Origin of the sequence: Sphingomonas sp. 35-24ZXX (assembly GCF_000786215.1) — a bacterium.
Lineage (GTDB): Bacteria > Pseudomonadota > Alphaproteobacteria > Sphingomonadales > Sphingomonadaceae > Blastomonas.
The window spans coordinates 1-19324 of sequence record NZ_JROG01000004.1; the positions used below are offsets into that span (position 1 = coordinate 1).

Annotated in this window: 19 protein-coding genes; 10 read left to right on the forward strand and 9 right to left on the reverse strand. The window is 64.7% G+C overall.

What is annotated here, in order from left to right:
- Positions 1-669 precede the first annotated feature (669 nt).
- Entirely contained in the window at positions 670-2826 is a 2157-nt protein-coding gene (locus tag LI72_RS08265) for a PQQ-dependent dehydrogenase, methanol/ethanol family (RefSeq protein WP_033925471.1), read from the reverse strand.
- A gap of 143 nt (positions 2827-2969) precedes the next feature.
- Here LI72_RS08265 and LI72_RS08270 point away from each other — a divergent pair, with 143 nt between their 5' ends.
- The 4 genes from LI72_RS08270 to LI72_RS08285 all read left to right on the forward strand — a co-directional run bounded on the left by LI72_RS08270 (position 2970) and on the right by LI72_RS08285 (position 5592).
- On the forward strand, positions 2970-3347 hold the full coding sequence (locus LI72_RS08270; RefSeq protein ID WP_033925472.1) for a VOC family protein: 378 nt from the start codon (positions 2970-2972) through the stop codon (positions 3345-3347).
- A 164-nt stretch (positions 3348-3511) separates the two neighbouring features.
- Positions 3512-3715: a 50S ribosomal protein L35 gene (gene rpmI / locus LI72_RS08275; protein WP_033925473.1), complete on the forward strand. Its 204-nt coding sequence runs from the start codon at positions 3512-3514 to the stop codon at positions 3713-3715.
- A 46-nt stretch (positions 3716-3761) separates the two neighbouring features.
- Entirely contained in the window at positions 3762-4124 is a 363-nt protein-coding gene (gene rplT / locus LI72_RS08280) for a 50S ribosomal protein L20 (protein ID WP_033925474.1), read from the forward strand.
- A gap of 100 nt (positions 4125-4224) precedes the next feature.
- Positions 4225-5592: a hypothetical protein gene (locus tag LI72_RS08285; RefSeq protein WP_033925475.1), complete on the forward strand. Its 1368-nt coding sequence runs from the start codon at positions 4225-4227 to the stop codon at positions 5590-5592.
- Here LI72_RS08285 and LI72_RS08290 read toward each other — a convergent pair.
- Together LI72_RS08290 and LI72_RS08295 are read right to left on the reverse strand one after the other, a co-directional pair.
- Positions 5589-6122 carry a YceD family protein gene (locus tag LI72_RS08290; protein ID WP_033925476.1) on the reverse strand — a complete coding sequence of 178 codons (534 nt, stop codon included), beginning with the start codon at positions 6120-6122 and terminating at the stop codon, positions 5589-5591. The two genes, LI72_RS08285 and LI72_RS08290, sit on opposite strands and share 4 nt — an antisense overlap.
- Entirely contained in the window at positions 6122-6649 is a 528-nt protein-coding gene (locus tag LI72_RS08295) for a ubiquinol-cytochrome C chaperone family protein (RefSeq protein ID WP_033925477.1), read from the reverse strand. The genes LI72_RS08290 and LI72_RS08295 overlap by 1 nt, the downstream gene beginning before the upstream one ends.
- Positions 6650-6824: 175 nt before the next feature.
- Here LI72_RS08295 and LI72_RS08300 point away from each other — a divergent pair, with 175 nt between their 5' ends.
- On the forward strand, positions 6825-7325 hold the full coding sequence (locus tag LI72_RS08300) for an outer membrane protein assembly factor BamE (protein ID WP_033925478.1): 501 nt from the start codon (positions 6825-6827) through the stop codon (positions 7323-7325).
- Positions 7326-7351: 26 nt separating this feature from the next.
- On the opposite strand, the gene LI72_RS08305 is transcribed toward LI72_RS08300, so the two are convergent.
- Complete coding sequence (locus LI72_RS08305) at positions 7352-8668, reverse strand: hemolysin family protein (protein ID WP_033925479.1); 1317 nt, start codon at positions 8666-8668, stop codon at positions 7352-7354.
- A gap of 218 nt (positions 8669-8886) precedes the next feature.
- Between LI72_RS08305 and LI72_RS08310 the strand changes: the two genes are divergently transcribed.
- On the forward strand, positions 8887-9567 hold the full coding sequence (locus LI72_RS08310; RefSeq protein ID WP_052129661.1) for an OmpA family protein: 681 nt from the start codon (positions 8887-8889) through the stop codon (positions 9565-9567).
- Between the two features lie 241 nt (positions 9568-9808).
- Here the strand turns inward: LI72_RS08310 and LI72_RS08315 are convergent, their stop codons facing one another.
- From LI72_RS08315 to LI72_RS08325, 3 genes are all read right to left on the reverse strand, one after another.
- Positions 9809-11479 (reverse strand): formate--tetrahydrofolate ligase, encoded by a 1671-nt coding sequence (locus LI72_RS08315; RefSeq protein WP_033925480.1) that lies wholly within the window; start codon positions 11477-11479, stop codon positions 9809-9811.
- Between the two features lie 69 nt (positions 11480-11548).
- Positions 11549-12163, reverse strand: coding sequence for an OmpA family protein (locus LI72_RS19015; RefSeq protein ID WP_052129662.1), 615 nt, complete (start codon positions 12161-12163; stop codon positions 11549-11551).
- Positions 12160-12555 carry a FecR family protein gene (locus tag LI72_RS08325; RefSeq protein ID WP_197051855.1) on the reverse strand — a complete coding sequence of 132 codons (396 nt, stop codon included), beginning with the start codon at positions 12553-12555 and terminating at the stop codon, positions 12160-12162. Before LI72_RS08325 ends, LI72_RS19015 begins: the two co-directional genes overlap by 4 nt.
- Positions 12556-12638: 83 nt before the next feature.
- On the opposite strand from LI72_RS08325, the gene LI72_RS08330 reads away from it, so the two are divergent.
- A complete protein-coding gene (locus LI72_RS08330) occupies positions 12639-13055 on the forward strand; it encodes an ATP-binding protein (RefSeq protein ID WP_052129663.1) in 417 nt (138 codons plus the stop codon).
- Between the two features lie 15 nt (positions 13056-13070).
- Here the strand turns inward: LI72_RS08330 and LI72_RS08335 are convergent, their stop codons facing one another.
- Both LI72_RS08335 and LI72_RS08340 read right to left on the reverse strand, forming a co-directional pair.
- Positions 13071-13910 (reverse strand): AraC family transcriptional regulator, encoded by an 840-nt coding sequence (locus LI72_RS08335; RefSeq protein ID WP_052129664.1) that lies wholly within the window; start codon positions 13908-13910, stop codon positions 13071-13073.
- 297 nt (positions 13911-14207) lie between these two features.
- On the reverse strand, positions 14208-16016 hold the full coding sequence (locus LI72_RS08340) for a DUF885 domain-containing protein (RefSeq protein WP_033925482.1): 1809 nt from the start codon (positions 16014-16016) through the stop codon (positions 14208-14210).
- 119 nt (positions 16017-16135) lie between these two features.
- Here LI72_RS08340 and LI72_RS08345 point away from each other — a divergent pair, with 119 nt between their 5' ends.
- From LI72_RS08345 to ggt, 3 genes are all read left to right on the forward strand, one after another.
- Positions 16136-17167 (forward strand): quinone-dependent dihydroorotate dehydrogenase, encoded by a 1032-nt coding sequence (locus tag LI72_RS08345; protein WP_033925483.1) that lies wholly within the window; start codon positions 16136-16138, stop codon positions 17165-17167.
- 96 nt (positions 17168-17263) lie between these two features.
- On the forward strand, positions 17264-17473 hold the full coding sequence (locus tag LI72_RS08350; RefSeq protein ID WP_033925484.1) for a DUF2061 domain-containing protein: 210 nt from the start codon (positions 17264-17266) through the stop codon (positions 17471-17473).
- Between the two features lie 42 nt (positions 17474-17515).
- On the forward strand, positions 17516-19243 hold the full coding sequence (gene ggt, locus LI72_RS08355; RefSeq protein WP_052129665.1) for a gamma-glutamyltransferase: 1728 nt from the start codon (positions 17516-17518) through the stop codon (positions 19241-19243).
- The last annotated feature ends 81 nt before the right edge of the window (positions 19244-19324 follow it).

The following is a 19324-nucleotide window of genomic DNA, read 5'->3' on the forward strand; positions in this document are numbered from 1 at the left end:
ATCCCTTTTGTCAACACAGCCTAGTCACATCAGCCTCGGGCGCCATGATGCCCGCCGACTGGGACGATAGCCTGCCAACCCAAATTCCATCCATCTGCGGACATGTCGGGCTAAGGAAGGTATTCCCGAAAACCTGCCTACGACTTTGGCCTCTTGCCAGCTCGAGCCTGGCTTTGACCAACTGGCCCAGTTGCTGTTCCATTTGGGTGACCAGTCACACGACCAGTGATTGGCGGCTATTGGGAAGCCCTGCCATTCAATACGTCGAACCGAAATGACCAAAAAGTCGAACTTCCTGCCTAAGCTCCCCACACAATATTGCCCGTCTTAATCCTCCGAGACCCGGTCCTTAAGGTTTCAAAGCACCAGCGACCAAACAGAGGCTGCACCTGCCATTAAATCAAAGGCAGCGCTGAATCCGAAAAGTCATAGACCTGTCCGCAGATGTGCTTGAGCAAACCTCTCTTCGGGCAACATTGCGGCATTACTATCGGTCACACCATTGGTACCGGCGCGGCGCTACGCAACTCGTAATTGATCCGGTACGCGAACCCCCATACTGGCCCGCAGCTATGGCGCTGCTCGTCGAGGCCGGACAGATGACAGCATCCGACTACGTGCCAAAACACCCCGATTTAAAGGTTGCATCCGAAGGGGCGTCCACAAATGCTAGTTCATGGCTACCTTTTTCGGCTTAAGCCCGCCTGCCAGCTTCACGTCCTCGTTGGCGCGCGAGATGACATAGTGGCGGATGCTCTCGATCTCGGGTTTGGTCATCACCGATGCAAAGCTGACCATCCCATTGTCCTTGAGCGCGCCGCCATGGACGATCATCTGCCAGTTCTCGGCGCTGGCAAGCGTACCGGAGTAGCGCAGATCGGGGATGATTCCGCCGCGGCCCGAAGCCTGGATCGCCGCGTCGCCATGGCAGACGGTGCAATAGCGGCCGTACTGCACGGCGCCTCCTGCGACGACATCGGCGGCGGCTGTCAGCGCAGGGGGATCGAGCGGCAGTTCGTCGGCCGCCGGCATCGCGGGCAGCTTGGCCTTGCCGCCCAGCTTGAACACCAGCAGGCGCGAGATGTTGCGGACAGGGCCCGACATGTCGCTCAGCACGCCTGCGGTGATCGCCCAGGCCCCGCCCCATCCGGCGAGCACCGCGACATATTGCTGGCCATCGATGCTGTAGGTCATGGGCGCTGCCACCACGCCGGTCTGTGCGGGGAAGGTCCACAGCGGCTTGCCATTGGCCGAATCATAAGCGACGAAGTTGCCCATCGCATTGCCCTGGAACACCAGGCCGCCCGCGGTCGCGAGCACGCCGCCATTCCATGGTCCGCCCAGGGTGACGCGCCAGCGTTCCTTTTGCGCGACCGGATCCCAGGCGATCAGCACGCCCTTGGTGGCCTTTTTCGCGGCATCGCGCACCGCATTGTCGGCGGGCATCGCGTTGTTGGCGGTGTCCATGCCGACGTTGAAGCCCAGCTTGGAGGGCTTCCAGCCGGCCGCCGGGATATACGGATAGGCGGTGATCTGCGCCGGGATGAACACCAGCTTCTGCTTGGCGTCATAGGCCATCGGATGCCAGTTGTGCGCTCCCAGCGGGCCGGGTGAAACGATGAACGGCTTGCCGGTCTTGTCGACCCGCGCCTCGGGGTTTTCGATCGGTCGTCCGGTCGCAGGGTCGATACCGGTGGCCCAGTTGACCGGCACGAAATTGTTGGCCGAGATGAACTCGCCCGTCGCGCGGTCGATCACGTAGAAAAAGCCGTTCTTGGGCGCCTGCATCAGCACCTTGCGGGCCTTGCCTTCGATCTCGAGGTCGGCGAGCATGATGTGCTGGGTCGCGGTGTAATCCCAGGTCTCGCCCGGTGTGGTCTGGTAGTGCCAGGCATATTCGCCGGTCTTCACCCGGATCGCGACGATCGAGGAGAGATACAGGTTGTCGCCGCCGCCGGGCGAGCGATAGGCCTGGTTCCATGGGGACCCGTTGCCGACGCCGACATAGAGCAGGCCCAGTTCGGGATCATAGGCCATCGCGTCCCACACGGTGCCGCCGCCGCCAATGTTCCAGTATTCGCCCTTCCAGCTGGTTTCAGCGACCTTGAGATGCTCGGCCTCGTTGGCGCCGGGCCGGTCGGGCACGGTGTAGAATTTCCACAGCTGCTTGCCGGTCGCCGCATCATAGGCTGCGACATAGCCGCGCACGCCGAACTCCGCGCCGCCATTGCCGATGATCACCATGCCGTCGATCACGCGCGGTGCGCCGGTGATGGTGTACGACTTGTCCTGGTCGACCGTGACCTTGCTCCAGATCTCGCGGCCGGTGCCGCGATCGAGCGCGATCAGGCGGCCGTCGAGCGTTCCCAGGAACAGCATGTTGCCCCAGGCGGCAAGGCCGCGGTTGACGACGTCACAGCACGCCTTGACCCCGGTTTCCCCGGGCACCTTGGGGTCATAGTCCCACAACGGCTTGCCGTTGGCGGCGTCATAGGCCTTGACCTTGGACCAGGCGGTGGTGACGTAGATCTTGCCATCGATCACCAAAGGCGTGGCTTCCTGGCCGCGCGCGGTATCCATGTCGGCCGACCAGGCGAGGCCCAGTTCGCCGATATTGCCTGCATTGATCTGGTCGAGCGGGCTGTAGCGCTGCTCGTCATAGGTGCGGCCATAGCTCAGCCATTCGGAGCCATCGGCCTTGATGATGCGCGCTCCGTCGATGCCGGTGGTTCCCTTGCCCGCGGCCGCGTCGCCGCCGCCGCCCGAACAGGCCGTCACCAGCAGCGCGAGCGCTGCCCCCACACAAGCCTTCAGCCGTCCCGCCATGCCCGTTCCTCTCCTTTTCGCCTTGACCTTTTGCGGCCAATGGCTGTCTTTGCGTGGCTGGATATTGACGGGGGCCACACGGCTTGTCCATGGTGATTTAATTATCCGGTTAACAGTTGGCCGGCTAAGCACAGGAGAGATACATGTTTTCACACGTCATGCTGGGAGCGGACGATATCGACGCTTCCAAGGCGTTCTACGATGCGACCATGGTCGCGCTGGGCGGCAAGCCCGGAATGGTCGATCCCAAGGGCCGCGTCATCTACATGAACAATGGCGGCCTGTTTCTGCTGACCAAGCCGATCGACGGCCAGCCCGCCAGCTGCGGCAATGGCAGCACCATCGGCTTTGCCGCAGGCTCGTCCGAGGCGTGCGATGCCTGGCACGCCGCTGGCCTGGCCCATGGCGGCACCGCGATCGAAGACCCGCCGGGCGTGCGCGAAGGCGCGGGCATGAAGCTGTACCTCGCCTATCTGCGCGATCCGGCTGGCAACAAGGTTTGTGCGATGCACCGGCTGTAAGCCTGCCGGGCGGCGCGGGGGCATGCGTTCCCGCGCCGCACGCGCAATCGTGCCTTGCATTTGCCGGAGAATCCCGGTAGGCGCGCACGCTTCCGAATGAGCGGGCTGGCTGGTTATGGGCTGCCATGTTCGCTTGATACGGACTTCCACAAAAGGAGACCAAAATGCCCAAGCTGAAAACCAAGAGCGGTGTGAAGAAGCGCTTCAGGCTCACCGCAACCGGCAAGATCAAGCATGGCGTCGCTGGCAAGCGTCACCGTCTGATCAGCCATAATGCGAAGTATATCCGCCAGAACCGCGGCACCAGCGTCATTTCCGATGCCGATGCCAAGACCATCAAGAAATGGGCACCGTACGGCCTGGGTTGATCCCGGCTCGATCCCGTCTCTTCGAAATTCAAAGGATATATAGCAAATGGCACGCGTCAAACGGGGTGTTACCACCCGCGCCAAGCACAAGCGCATTCTCGTCCAGGCGAAGGGCTATTACGGCCGTCGCAAGAACACCATCCGCATCGCCCGTCAGGCCGTTGAAAAGGCAGGTCAGTATGCCTACCGCGACCGCAAGGCCAAGAAGCGCAACTTCCGTGCTCTGTGGATCCAGCGCATCAACGCTGCAACCCGCATGGAAGGCCTGACCTATGGCCGCTTCATGCACGGGCTGAAGCTGGCTGGCATCGAACTCGACCGCAAGGTCCTGGCCGATCTGGCGATGCACGAAGCAGACGTCTTCAAGGGCTTGGTCAAGCAGGCACAGGACGCGCTTCCCGCCGCCTGAGCCTGGCTCACCCGAACAGATCGCGACAAGCGCCGAAGTCCTCCGTGATTTCGGCGCTTTTTGCTTGCATCCGCCGGCCAATGCGACCCAAGGGCAGCGCATGACGCCCAACCTAGAAGATGATCAGCCGGCCCGGCCCCGCCGCCTGCGCTGGACGCTGCTGTTGCGGCTGGCGGGCGTGCTGCTGCTGGTGCTGGCGGGGCTGTCGATCAGCGCTGCGCCGCTGGTGCAGCCTCCCGCGCCGCCGAGCCCCGCCAACATCGATCTGGCCCGTGTGGTGCTCAAGCAGCTTGCAGGCGAGGGACGCGCCGCTGGCACCCGCCTGACCATCAGGCTGTCGCAGGCAGAGCTCGATGGGCTCTCCGCGCTGGTCAACCAGGTGCTCGCCCCTATGCGGGTCGAGGCCCGGCTCGAGCAGCCTGCACCACCGACGCGCGCCAGGCCGGCCAAGTCCGCCAAGGCGTCCGCTTCGCCCAAGGTCCAGAGCACCACGGCACCGCCGCCCGAGCTTGTGGCGCGGTTCACCCGCCAGCTGCCGCTGGGGGCCTGGCTGAACATCGAGGCGCGCGCGAGCAGCGTTGCCGATGGCAAGGGCCTTCCGGTCGTTCGGGTGAAGATCGGCCAGGTGCCGTTGCCCAGCTGGCTGAGCCGTCTGGCGATGCGCCGCGTGTGGCTGATGCTGCAAAGCGATGACAAGGACCCGCCGACGCTGGACGATTCGCTACCCTATGTGCGAATCGGCGCGCGACAGGCGCAGGCGATCCTCGTCCACCCGGGGCGCAATGCCGCCTATTCCGGCCTGTCGCGCTTTGGCGGGATCGATCCCGATCCGCGCTGGCTGGCCAGTTCCTATTGCACGCTCACCCGTCATCCCGATGCCGATCTTGCCACCATCGTGCGCTATGCCTGGCGCCTGCCGCGCCCGGTGCGGCTGACGCCGGACGAGCAGAACCGGGCACTGCTGATCGCGATCGCGATGCGTACCTTGCCCGAGTACCGCGACCGCCTTGCGGGCGATGCGTTGCCCTTGGTCAGCCGCTGCCGCAATCCGCCCGAGCCCTTGATCACGTTGGCAGGCCGTAATGACCTTGCAAAGCATTGGACGATGTCGGCAGCGCTTTCCGCAAGCCTGGGTGGCAAGATTGCGCAATCAGTGGGTGTCTGGAAAGAGCTGTCCGATAGTCTGAGCGGAGGGACGGGGTTCTCGTTCGTCGATATCGCGGCAGACCGATCCGGAGAGCGGTTTGCTAATGCAGCTACGGACCCCCAGCTGGCGCGGTTTGTCCAGACACGGCTGGCTGCGGTCACCGATCCGCAGCTACTTGCGCCCGAAGCACTCAGCAAGCCAGAAGGGCTGGATGCTGCGATGTTCGAGCAGATCTACGACAATATCCAGTCGCCCGAATATGCCCGTGCCGTCGCGGCCATCGACGTACTGCTCGACAATGTCGGCGTTCCCAGGCCTTAGGGCTTGGAGGTTTTCAACGCCTGCAGCGCGGCGAACGGTCCGCTCGCCTCTGGCGTATACAGGCCATATTCGGCGCGCGCCGCGTCCGCGCCCGGGCCCTCGGCATAGGGGTCGATTTCCAGCGCCAGCGTCTGTGCGATCGCCTCGCCCAGATCGATCGTGCTGCCGGTAAAAGCGATGGTGTCGAGATCATCGCCCCCCAGCTCGACCTCGTCGCCCGCATCGGCGAGCGCGGCTTCGTAATCGGCCTCGGGCAGGAAGCGCAGGCGGTATTCGCACGACACCGTCACGGGAAAATCCTCGCCAGAGATGGCGCAGGCCTGGACCAGCTTCGCATCGATCCGGCCGGTCACATCGACACCGGCTGCATCCTGGGTCAGGTTGGCAGTAGCGTTGAGCGCTCCGATCGACACGATATGGAACCGCCGCGCGAGGGCAGTGCGTTCGGCATCATCGGCGCTCAGTTCGATCGGATGGCGCGGCAGTGCGCGCAGATCGATCGGGCGCGAAAATTCGGTCGGTTCCTGCATCAGAACTCTCCCTGCATCACCTTTTGCACCGGTAGCGTCTTCAGCCGGGCATAAAGCGCCGACAGATGGCCGGCGCTGGCCGTGACGGCAGCGTCCGCGACCGGAGCGTCGCGATAGAGGTTGCGGCGCAGCGCCTGTTCCAGCTGCGGGCCATCGCCTGCGGCCAGGGCGGTGCGATAGGCCCCCAGCCGTCCGCCGAGCGCGCTCATCATCTTGCCGATATGCTTGCCGACGATCAGGTCGCCGACGCCATTCTGGCGCAGCTGCCCGTCCATGTCGTCGACGAAGAGTTCGGCGACATAGACCGAGAACTGCCGGACGGTCTTGTCGGTATCGTCATCCTCCAGCCGCAGCAGCACTGCGCACAGGACCGTGCAGACCGCCTCGAACCGGCCATCGACGCTGTCCTCCACCGCGCCGTCGATATACCAGAACGGGTCGCGGCCGTGCACGACGATGCGATCGTAGCAGGGACGCGCAGCCTCGCGGGGGTCGCTGCGGCCAAAGATGCGGGAGAGAAATGACATGATACGGGCATTATCCAGAGCGATTGCGCAGCGTTAAGCCACAATTCATTGGCCACTTGTGATGCAGCAGCTTAGTGCATATTGAGGCGGCTACGGCAAGTTGCAAGGGATGTGGCCAGGCCATGTCCCGCCTGTTGCCTTGCCGCAGGACGAGCGGACATACCGCCAAGGAAGAATGATGACCAGCAAAGCCCAGACCCACCGCGCGCCCCGTCGCCTCCAGACTCGCGCTGCCATGCTGGTGGCGCTGGCCGCGCTCCCGCTGCTCGCCGGCTGCGGCCAGCTGCGCGGACACCAGGGCTTCATCTACGATCAGACGCTGGCAACGCAGATCCTGCCGGGCGTCGACAACCGCCAGTCGGTGGAACGCACATTGGGTCGCCCGACCTTTACCGGCCAGTTCACCGACAGCGAATGGTATTATTTCGCGCGCGACACCCGCCAGCTGGCCTTTGCCAACCCGCGCCCGACCGCGCAGCAGGTGATGCGCGTGCGCTTCGACCCGGCAGGCAATGTTTCCGCGGTCGATTTCACCGGGCTGGACCAGGTCGCCAAGATCGATCCCGAAGGCAAGAAGACCCCGACGCTGGGCCGCAACCGCACCTTCTTCCAGGATCTGTTCGGCAATATCGGCGCGGTGGGCGCGCCGGGTGCAGGCGCTGGCGCCCCGCAATAACCGGGGGCAGGCGGGATACTCTCCCGTCAGTCCGCCTCGTCGGCTATCTTGCTGACCAGCAGCTTGTCGACCTTGCGGTTGTCCATGTCGACGATCTCGAAGCGCCATCCCTGATCGTTGAACACCTCGCCCTCCTTGGGCAGGTGGCGCAGGCAGTGCAGCACATGACCCGCGGCGGTGGCGTAATCGCGGTCTTCGGACAGCGAGATGCCCAGGCGCTCGGCCATCGCATCGGCGGGCAGCGCGCCCGATATCAGCAGGCTGCCATCGGCGCGCTCGACCACCATCGGCGAATCGCCTTCGCCCTGGTCTGACGCAAAATCGCCGACCAGTGCCTGCAGCAGGTCTGCCGGGGTCACCAGGCCTTCGAAATGGCCGTATTCGTCATGCACGAGCGCCATCGGCACCTCGCCCTTCTGCAGGGCCTTCAGCGCATCCATCGCATCGACCTGATCGGGCACGATCGGTGCGGTGCGCGCGAGCGCGGCCAGATCGAGCGGCGCGCCCTCGATGATCGCGGTGAGCAGATCGCGCACGGTGACGATGCCGATGATCTCGTCGACCGATCCGTTGGCGACCGGCAGGCGGCTGTGCGGCGATTCGGCCATCAGCCGGCGCAGATCGTCGAGCCCGGCTTCGGCGGGCAGCCAGTCGACCTCGGTGCGCGGGGTCATCACCTCGCGCACCGGGCGGTCGGCTAGGCGCACCACGCCCGAGATGATCGCGCGTTCGGATTCTGCAATCACGCCCGATTTGGTCGCCTCGGCGAAGATCATGTGCAGCTCTTCGGCGGTGACGATGTTTTCCGATTCGCGGTTGAGGCCGAGCAGCCGGAAGATCAGCGCGCTCGACTGGTCGAGCAGCCACACCAGGGGCGCTGCGCCGCGGGCCATCAGGTCCATCGGGATCGCCATGATCACCGCGAGTTCCTCGGCCTTGCGCAGCGCGAACTGCTTGGGCACCAGCTCACCGATCACCAGCGACAGATAGGTGGTGATGCCGATCACCAGCGCAAAGCCGACGGTATCGGAGATGTCCGCAGGAACCCCGATCAGGGCCAGCCGGTCGCCGACCGGCGCGCCCAGGCTGGCGCCCGAATAGGCACCTGCCAGAATGCCGATCAGGGTAATGCCGATCTGCACGGTGGAGAGGAACTTGCCCGGGTTCCCGCCCAGCCGGATCGCGGTGCGCGCGCCCTTGCTGCCATCGCGCGCCATCGCCTCCAGCCGCGAGGTGCGCGCCGACACGATCGCGAGCTCGGACATCGCGAACACGCCGTTGAGCACGATCAGCGCCAGGATGATGACGACATCGAGCCAGGGGAAGGGGGGAAGAGGGTCCATTGGGCCTTATGAGGTTGGAAATCCCACCCTATATCCCGGCTGCGCGCAGTGTCACGTGGTTTCGTACCCGTGGCGGGGCGATCGGCGCTCCCTCGCCGCGACAAAGTTGACCGAAGTTACATTTGCGTTCGGGAACCATTCAGCCGCCCAATCGAATAAGGGGTGAGACGTTGCGAGGCTGACTTGCGACCAACAACCGAAACTTGCGGGAGCCATCCATGAACAGCAGAACCCTTCGTATCGCGGCCTTTGCGGGACTTTCCAGCCTGGCGCTGGCAGCCTGTGTCACCGATCCGGAAACCGGCCAGCAGCGCATCAGCAAATCGGCCATCGGCGGCCTTGGTGGTGCGCTGGGCGGCTATCTGCTGGGTGACATCGTAGGCGGTCGTCGCGACCGCACCGAAAAGATCGTGGGCGCCGGCATCGGCGCGGTGGCAGGCGCCGGCATCGGCTATTATCTCGACCAGCAGGAGCGCGAACTGCGCCAGAAGACCGCCGGCACCGGCATCGACGTGGTGCGCGATGGCGACAGCCTGCTGCTCAACATGCCGAGCCAGGTGACCTTCGATGTCGACAGCTCGGCGGTGAAGCCCGAATTCCGTAACACGCTGAACGACGTTGCCTCCACCCTGGTGCAGTATGAAAGCACCTATATCGACGTCTACGGCCATACCGATTCGACCGGCAGCGATACCTACAACCAGACGCTGTCCGAGCGGCGCGCGCAGTCGGTCTCGAGCTATCTGTCGACCCGCGGCGTCCAGTCTGCCCGGCTTGCCACGCGCGGCTTTGGCGAATCGCAGCCGGTCGCATCGAACACCACCGAAGACGGTCGCGCGCAGAACCGCCGCGTCGAAATCCGGATCGTTCCGGTCACGCAGAACGACGTGAACGGCTGAGGCCAGGTCTTTCTCCGCTATCCCATGATAGGAGAGATCTGCACTAGCCCTCCCCCTTGATGGGGGAGGGTTGGGTGGGGGTGTTGGCGCTGGATTGACCAAAGGCCGAGAGTCCGGACCGTTGGACACGGCCTCACCATCACCCTCACCGCTGCGACTAGGCAGCAAGCTGCCAAGTCTCGCCGGCCTCTCCCATCGAGGGAGAGGAACAGTGGGATGAGCCGGCTGAGGCAGGCGTGGTCTAAAACAGGCCCTCGATCTCGCCATGGGCATCAAGCCGGATGGTTTCGGCTGCGGGCACGCGCGGCAGGCCGGGCATGGTCATAATCTCGCCGCAGATCGCCACGACAAAGCCGGCGCCCGCGCTCAGCCGCACCTCGCGCACCGGCAGCACATGGCCGCTGGGCGCGCCGAGCAGCGCCGGGTCGGCGGAAAAGCTGTACTGCGTCTTGGCCATGCACACTGGCAGATGGCCATAGCCCGCTTCTTCCCAGCGCTGGAGCTGCGCCAGCACCGCAGGCGTCGCAGAGACTGACTCGGCGCGGTAGATTCGCTTGGCCACGGTTTCGATCTTGCCGATCAGCGGCAGATCATCGGCATAAAGCGGCGCGAACGTCGCCTCGCCGTTCGTGGCCTGCGCGACAACGGTGTACGCCAGGCCTTCGGCGCCCGCACCGCCCTCGGCCCAGTGCCGGCACACATGGCCCACGCATCCCTGGTCCTTCGCGACTTCGAGCAGCACCGCGATCTCCGCGTCGCTATCGGAATGGAAATGGTTGATCGCCACCACCACCGGCACGCCGAACTGGCGGACATTCTCGATATGGCGGACAAGGTTGACGCTTCCGCGCCGCACCGCCTCGACATCTTCCGAGCCAAGCTCGGACTTGGCGACGCCGCCGTTCATCTTGAGCGCGCGCACCGTGGCGACGATCACCGCCGCCGCCGGCTGCAGACCGGCTTGGCGGCACTTGATATCGAAGAATTTCTCTGCCCCCAGATCCGCGCCGAAACCGGCCTCGGTCACCACGAAATCGCCGAGCGCCAGCGCAGCGCGGGTAGCGATCACCGAGTTGCAGCCATGCGCGATATTGGCAAACGGTCCGCCGTGCAGCAGCGCAGGGTTGCCCTCCAGCGTCTGCACCAGGTTGGGCTTGATCGCCTGCGCCAGCAGCACCGCCATCGCGCCTGCCGCCTTGAGGTCGCTCGCTGTGACCGGTGTCTTGGCGCGGGTATAGCCGATGACGATCCGCCCCAGCCGCTCCTCGAGGTCCGCGATGTCACGCGCAAGGCACAGGATCGCCATCACCTCGGATGCCACGGTGATGTCGAACCCGCTTTCGCGCGGGAAGCCGTTGCCGACGCCGCCCACCGACTGGACGATGGAGCGCAAGGCGCGATCGTTGATATCGAGCACCCGCCGCCAGACGACGCGGCGCACGTCGATGTCGAGCGCATTGCCCCAGTGGATGTGGTTGTCGATCATCGCCGACAGCAGGTTGTGCGCCGAGGTGATCGCGTGGAAATCGCCGGTAAAGTGCAGGTTGATGTCTTCCATCGGCCCGACCTGGGCATAGCCGCCGCCGGTCGCGCCGCCCTTGGTCCCGAAACAGGGGCCGAGCGAGGGCTCGCGCAGCGCCAGCACGGTCTTGTGGCCGATGCGGTTCAAGGCGTCGGCAAGGCCGACCGATGTCGTCGTCTTGCCTTCGCCTGCCGGCGTCGGGTTGATCGCGGTGACCAGGATCAGCCGGCCGCGCGGCTGGGCCGTGTCCAGCCCGGCGGCCACGAGATCGATCTTGGCCTTGTAATGGCCATAGGGTTCGATCGCCTCAGGCTGCAGATCGAGCTTTGCGGCGATCGCCGAAATCGGCTGGAGCTGGGCGGCGCGGGAAATCTGGATATCGGTGAGCATGAAGCCTCTGCATGACGAGCGTGTCGCACGGGTGGTAATGCCCGCACGCTCGCTGGCAAGCCCAGACCGTCAGCGGACGATGATCTCCACCCGCCGGTTGCCACCATTTTCGGTCTCGTCGGGCGTCGGAAAGCGCAGTTCGCTCTCGCCTCGCCCGGTAGTGGTGATCGCATCGGTGGGGAAGCCCAGTTGCACCAGCCGGCCCTTGATCTCCTCGGCGCGCTTCTGCGACAGAACCAGGTTGTACTCGGGTTTGCCGACCGTGTCGGTATAGCCGATGATCTCGATCTCGGCCCCCGGCCGCGCCTTGAAATGGCGATCGAGCGCCTCGATCATGCCCTCGGATCCGGGCGCGAGATCGGTGGTGTCGGGGACGAAATACATGATGAAACGGGCAGGCGGCGGCGGCAGATCGTTGATCAGCATCCGCTCGTCGGCCTTCAACCCGTCTGCGCCCACGCCCTTGGGCCGCGGCGCGCATCCCGCCAGCTTGGTCCGCGTGAACGATCCGGCGATGGTCGATCCGTCAGGATTGTCGCATTTCTCGTCGATCACGGCGAGCGCCCCTTCGGACGAGCCATCCTCGTTGTCGAGCAGCAGCAGCGACGGCCCCGCGCACCCTGCCAACAGTATCGGCAGCAGTATCGGCAGCAGCGCTGCCCCCAGCCCCCCGGCGCGCATCATCCGGGCACGTTCACGATAAAGCGGGTGCCGCGCACGCCCAGCAGCGAGGTCGGCGTGCGGACCTTCATCGCGTCGCGCCGGGACTTGGCGATCTGTCCCGAAACGACGCCCAGCGAGCCGCGCTCGACCCGGGTTTCAAAGACGCCACTGCGCGTGGTGCGGTCGAAATCGAACTTGTCGACCGCGACCCGGCTGTTGGGCCCGACCGAAAAGCGCGTGTTGTCGGCAAAGGAGACCGCGATCTGCCCGCCCTTGCCGGTGACCAGCACGTCGCCGGGCAGCAGGGTGGTGCCGACCGCGGGGTTGACCCGCGCGCCCTTGCGCTCGATCGAGGCTGTGCCTGCCGTCTTCTTGATGCGGCCGATATCGGCCCATGCCGGCTGCGCCGTCATGGCCAGCAGCGAAAATGTAACAAGCAGTCCGCACTTCATAATATGCATCCCTTCTTGCCCGCCGACATGGCATAACCGCAGCCATGATCCGGCGCAATTTCAATCCGCATTCGTGCAGCCTTGATGACAACGGTCCCGAATCGATACATCGAGCCGTCGGCCTGGTGCAATTGTTCAGCACAACCAACGCACTATCGCCGCAGCAACGCGCAAAGCTGGCGATCCTCGCCGAAGAGGCCGTGACCAATCTTTACGATCATGGCGCGGTGCAACCCGGCTTTGGCGGTACGCTGGCTCTCGTCGGTCAAGCAGGCGAGGTGCGGCTGATCCTGTCGGATTCGGGCGCGCCGTTCGACTTGCGCGAGGCGGATGTTGCCGAGATGCCCAATGTCGACCGCGGCGGCGGCGTCGGCCTGGCGCTGATCCGCGCCTGGGCGGATATCATCGACTATCGCAGCGAGGACGGCATCAACCGGCTTGAGCTGAAACTGCGCGACTGAGGCCGCGCGGCCACCTCAAGTGTCGGCCACCAGCGGATTGATGCGGCCCTTCAGCTGCCCGCGCTGGTCGATCAGGCGGGCGAGTTCGCCTTCACCGGTGCGCAGCCGGGTCGGTGTGGTGCCGGCGAACAGCTTGAGCTCGCGAATCATGTGCGACTGGTCGTAGAACGCATCGCGCAGGAAATCGGCCTCGTCGGGCTGGGCATCGATCAGCGAGCGCGCCGCGCGCAAAGCGCGATATTTGCGAGAGAGATATTTTGGCGGCATGCCGTACAGCTGTTTCACCCGGCGGGTCAGCTGACGCTCGGACAGGCGGCTTTGCGCGTACAGATCACTGACCACCGGAGAGACGCCGGATGCCAGCCAGCCATCGACCATCCGCGTGAACGCCACCATCTCCGCGCTCGCCTCATCGATGATCGGCTGGAGAATGGCATCGGCAGCCGCGCACATCTCGGGCAGCGAATCGAGTTCGCGCACCAGTTCCAGACGCTGGTCGATATTGGGGAAGATGGTGGACGCCGGCACCACCCGGTCCAGGAAATCGGCGGCGCTCTGCTGGGTGAGTGCGCCCCAGCCGGCCGCAGTCAGCCCCAGCCCGAACATGTGGAACGGCCCCTCGATCTCGAATCGCACCGCAGCGGTGGTCGGTCCGATCAGCACCGCGCCGGTGCATTGCGAGGACGTGCCATCAGGGAAATGCATGGTGACCCGGCCGCAGGTGCCCAGTCTGAGCTGCGCGATCGCTGCTCGCTCGCCATCGGCCACATACGGCTCAGGACAATCGAACCGATAATAGACGGATACGAACTCGCGCAGCGACTCACCCGGAAGGGCATATTCGAGATTCGGCATTAGCGACCCCAATCACCCGTACGAACGTCGGAACCACACTATGTCCCTCTCGCCGGTGTTATCGTTCTGTCGACCCGCTGATGCCTATACCTCCATTCCGGATCAAAAAAAAGGCGATCCCGCCACAAAGAGCAGGATCGCCTGTTAGGAAAAGAACTCTCGGCGTCTCCGCCTTGAGCCCTTCGGGTCGCAAACGGGCTATAGGACGTCACGCCGGTGGATGATTGGATGGATTCGACATCGTGAAAAATCACGTAAAATCCGCAAGCTCCGTCAAACGGGCGCCCATCCTGCCTTTCAGCCGCCGGCAGCGATCCAGGCGTCGATCCGCTCTTCGAGCACGGTCAGCGGAACAGGCCCGCTTTTCAGCACCGCATCGTGGAAGCGTCCATATCGGAACTTTGACCCCAGCGCCTTCTGCGCACGGCTGCGCAACTCCATGATCTTGAGCTTGCCGATCATGTATGCGGTGGCCTGGCCCGGATAGACGACATAACGCTCGATCGCCTTGGAGATGTCGCCTTCGGGATTGGGGGTGTTCTCGGTCAGATACGTAATCGCCTGCCCGCGGCTCCATTTCTTGTGGTGGATGCCGGTGTCGACGACCAGACGGCAGGCGCGCCACAATTCCATGCCCAGGCGGCCGAAGTCCGAATAGGGATCGACATAGAAGCCCATGTCCTTGCCCAGTTCCTCCGAATACAGGCCCCAGCCTTCGGTATAGGCGGTCACCCCGCCAAAGCGGCGGAACGGCGGCAGATCGCCCAGTTCGGTCTGGACCGCGCGCTGGAGGTGATGGCCGGGCAGGCCCTCGTGATAGGCCAGCGCCTCGAGCTCGGTCGAAGCCATGTCCTTGAGGTTGTAGAGGTTCACATAATAGGTGCCCGGGCGCGATCCGTCGGGCGCGGGGCTCTGGTAGAAGGCCTTGCCGGCGGATTTCTCGCGGAAGGCCTCGACCGCCTTCACCGTCAGCGGCGCCTTGGGCAGGGTGTTGAAATATTCGGGCAGCTTGGCCTGCATCGCCTTCAATTTGCCGTCAACGGTCGCGAGATACTCCTCGCGCGTCTTGAAATAGAAGCGATCGTCGGTGCGGACGAAGGCAAAGAATTCCTGCAGCGTGCCGGTAAAGCCGACCGTCTGCATGATCTTGCGCATCTCTCCATGGATCCGCGCGACATTGTCGAGGCCGATCTGGTGAACCTCGTCGGCAGAAAGCTCGGTGGTGGTGTAGTTGGCCAGCCGTTCGGCATAATAAGCCGCGCCATCCTTTAGCCGCCAGATGCCGTCGTCGGTCGGCGCGATCGCCTGCTGCCGCTCCATTTCCGCGATCAGCCGCTCGTACGCCGGCTTGACGCTGGTCAGCAGCGCCTGCCGTCCGCCTTCGATCAGCTCCGCCTTGCTGGCCGCCGGAATGTCGAGGGCTTCTACCTTCTTGGTGAGATCGGCGAGCAGGGTGGACGGCGCGCCATTGTCGAATGGCGCCCCCTTGATGACGTTGCGCGCATCATCGAGGACGAAGGGATAGACCCATTTGGGCGGCATCACGCCGATATCGGCACGTGACTTGGCCTCGGCAATCAGTCCGTCCATCCGCGGCCCGATTCCCTGCAGCCGCGTGACATAGGCCTCCGCGTCGCTTTTGTTCGCGACGCGATGGATGTTGATCAGGAAGGCCGGCATCTGGCTCTGCGCGCCATTCATCTGGTCGAAGATATACTCGTTGCGGCGGAATTGCTGCGCGCGGGCGGCGCGCTCGGCCTGATATTCGAACAATCGGTAGCTCAGGCGATCCTCTCCCGAGAGCCTGGCAGGGTCGAACCGCGCCTTCATGGTCGCCAGGGCCTTTTGCCCGCGCTCGAAATCGGCGACCGCGCTGGCATCGGACGGGTCGTTCCACTTGCCGTAATCGGCATCGCGGATGCCGCGATAGGCCTTGCCCTGCGGCGATGCGGCAAGGTTTTCGGCATCGACCTGCTCGAAGAATGCGGCGAGTTCGGCGCTGGGCGATTCGGCAGCGGCGGGGGCCGTCTGCGCAACGGCCGGGCTCAACAGGCTGAGCGGACTGGCGGCAAGCAACAGGGACAGGGCAATGTTTCGCAGGGACATGGAGCAACTTTCCGTTGTTTCGGGGTCGGTTAGCACCAAGCGTATACAGTCGTGCCCCAAGGGTAAACCGTGCGGCCCGCGCTTGACCATCGGCCCGTCGCAAAGCCATAGACCACGCCATGCTGTTTTCGATCGCCCGGCCCGCCCTGTTCCTGCTCGATGGCGAAGCCGCGCATCGGCTGACCATCACGGCGCTCAGCCTGGCACCGGCCTCGGCACCACCGGCTAGCGATCCGGTGCTGGCCATGAAGGTCGCAGGCCTCGATTTTCCGACCCCGGTGGGGCTGGCACCGGGCTTCGACAAGAATGCCGAGGCGCCGCACGCGATGTTCGGCTTCGGCTTCGGCTTCGTCGAGATCGGCACCGTGACGCCGCTGCCTCAGGCGGGCAATCCGCGCCCGCGCCTGTTCCGGCTGGTCGAGGACAAGGCGGTGATCAACCGCATGGGCTTCAACAACGATGGCGCAGACGCTGTCGTGGCGCGGCTGCAGGCAGGGCAGCGCCACGCCGGGATCATTGGCGTCAATATCGGCGCGAACAAGGATTCGGTCGATCGGATCGCCGATTATGCGGTGATGACGCGCACCATGGCGCCGCTGGCGCGCTATCTGACGGTCAACATCTCCTCGCCTAACACCCCAGGGCTGCGGGCGCTGCAGGATGCAGGCGCGCTGGCCGCCTTGCTCGATGCGGTGAGCGAGGCGCGCGGCGCCAATCCTTGCCCGGTATTCCTGAAGCTCGCGCCGGACCTGGAAGCTGCGGATATCGACGACATCACCCGCATCGCGATCGACAAGAGGCTCGACGCGCTGATCGTCTCGAACACGACGATCTCGCGCCCCGCGCTGCGTTCGCGCCATGCCGGCGAGGCAGGCGGCCTGTCCGGTGCGCCGTTGCGCGATCTGGCGCAGCAGCGGCTCAGGGATTTCCGTGCCGCCAGCGGCGGCGCGATTCCGCTGATCGGCGTGGGCGGCATCGCCTCGGCGGACGATGCCTATGTCCGCATTCGCGCAGGCGCATCCTTGGTGCAGCTCTATTCGGCGCTGGTCTATGAGGGGCCAGGGCTGGCCGCAAAGATCAACCGGGGATTGAAGACGCTGCTTCAGCGCGACGGATTTGCAACACTGGCCGAGGCGGTGGGGGTCAACTGATCGATCTGGTCGATTGATCGGCGGCAAAACCTTCATTGGCATCTCGTTATGCAAATCATTATCAATAAGCCTGTTATCGAATGACAGGAGGCAGACATGCCGCGCGATATTGCCAAGACCCTGAGCTATCTGGCGGTGCACCTCACCATCGGCTTTTTGGTCGCCTATGCCTTTACCGGATCGATCGAGATCGCAGGCGGTCTCGCGATCATCGAACCGATGGTCAATGCGGTCGCGTTCTTCTTCCACGAGAAGATCTGGGCGGCGCGCTCGCCCGTATCGGCAGCCGCAGCGCTCCCAGCCTGATCCGGCGCTTGCCGCATCGCAACATGGCGGTATAACCGGCGGATGACCGCATTTTCTCGCCCGCTGCTCGCAGCCGCCGCCTTCGCCCTGTCTTCGCTCTCGATCGCCTGCCATGCGCAGGCGCCCGCGCCGCGCGACACCTCTGCCACCGCGCCGGTCGGCAAGGGCGTCGTCTCTTCCGCCGATCCGCGTGCGACGGCGGCGGGCCAGGAAATCCTGCGCAAGGGCGGCTCTGCTGCCGATGCCGCGATGGCGATGATGCTGGCGCTGACCGTGGTCGAACCGCAGAGCTCGGGCATCGGCGGCGGCGGGCTGCTGCTGCATCATGATGCGGCCACCGGCGAGCTTTCCACGATCGACGGGCGCGAAATTGCCCCTGCATCGGCCAGCGAACAGCTGCTGCTGGGCGCAGATGGCAAGCCGCTGCCGTTTATCGAGGCGTTTCAGGGCGGGCGCAGCGTCGGCGTTCCCGGCAACATCCGGCTGATGGCGATGACCCATGCCAAATGGGGCAAGCTGCCCTGGGCAGACCTGTTCGCGCCCGCGATCCGGCTTGCCGACGAAGGTTTCGTCGTCAATGATGCGCTTGCCAATGCGCTGGCGCGGCTCGCGCCGATCTGGGCGCGTTTCCCCGATGCCCGCGCGATCTACTGGAACGCCTCGGGCCCCAAGAAAACCGGCGACCGCGTAACCAACCCGGCGCTGGCCGAGCTGCTGCGCGCGGTGGCGAAGAATGGCGCGGATGCTTTCTACACCGGGAAGCACGGCCAGGCGCTGGCCGACGCGGTGAGCAAGGCCAGCGTCAATCCGGTTCCGATGACGCTCGCCGATCTGGCTGGCTATCAGGCCAAGGAACGCCCGCCGGTGTGCTCGCGCTATCGCGGCTACAAGGTGTGCGGCATGGGCCCGCCGTCTTCGGGCGCGACCACGGTGCAGCAGATCCTGGGCATGCTCCAGCCGCACGACATTGGCGGCATGGGGGCGAAGGACCCCAAGACCTGGCACCTGATCGGCGAGGCGATGCAGCTCGCTTATGCCGACCGCGAGACCTATCTGGGCGATGCTGATTTCGTTTCGGTCCCGGTCAACGGCCTGCTCGACCCGGCCTATGTCGCCAGCCGCGCCGCCCAGATCGATCCGGCAAAGGCGCTCAATCGTTATGAAGCGGGCACCCCGCCGGGGTCCGAGCCGCGCACCGCCGCCATCTCGAGCGAGGTTGCGGGCACCACCCATTTCGTTGCGGTCGATGGCGCGGGCAATATCGTCAGCATGACCTCGACGGTCGAGGGGCCTTTCGGCAGCCAGCTGATCGCCAACGGCTATTTCCTCAACAACGAGCTCACCGATTTTACCTTCGCGCCCGAAAAGGATGGCAAGAAGGTCGCCAACCGCGTGCAGCCGGGCAAGCGGCCGCTGTCGTCGATGTCGCCGCATATCGTCTATGACGCTCAGGATCGCCCGGTGCTGGCGGTGGGCTCTGCCGGTGGCAAGCGCATCATCATGCACGTCACCAAGGCGCTGATCGGCGTGATCGACTTCAAGCTGCCCGCAGGCGAGGCGCTGGCCTTGCCCAATATCTATTTCGGAAATGGCTCGCTGATGGTCGAGGGCAACACCGATCTGGGCGGCATGAACGAGGCGCTCGCCGCGTTCGGTCAGCCGGTGGTGGTCAGCGATCTGGGATCGAAGCTCAACGCCGCGCAGTTCAACGGCAAGGGCTGGACCGGCTATGCCGATCCGCGCAGCCCGGGGGTTGCGCTGGCCGAATAAGCCCCGGCCCGCGGCGGGGGGCTTTCGACCAAACAGGCCCCCAGTTCGACCAGCAAAAGCGCGCAGGGCAGACACGCCGCT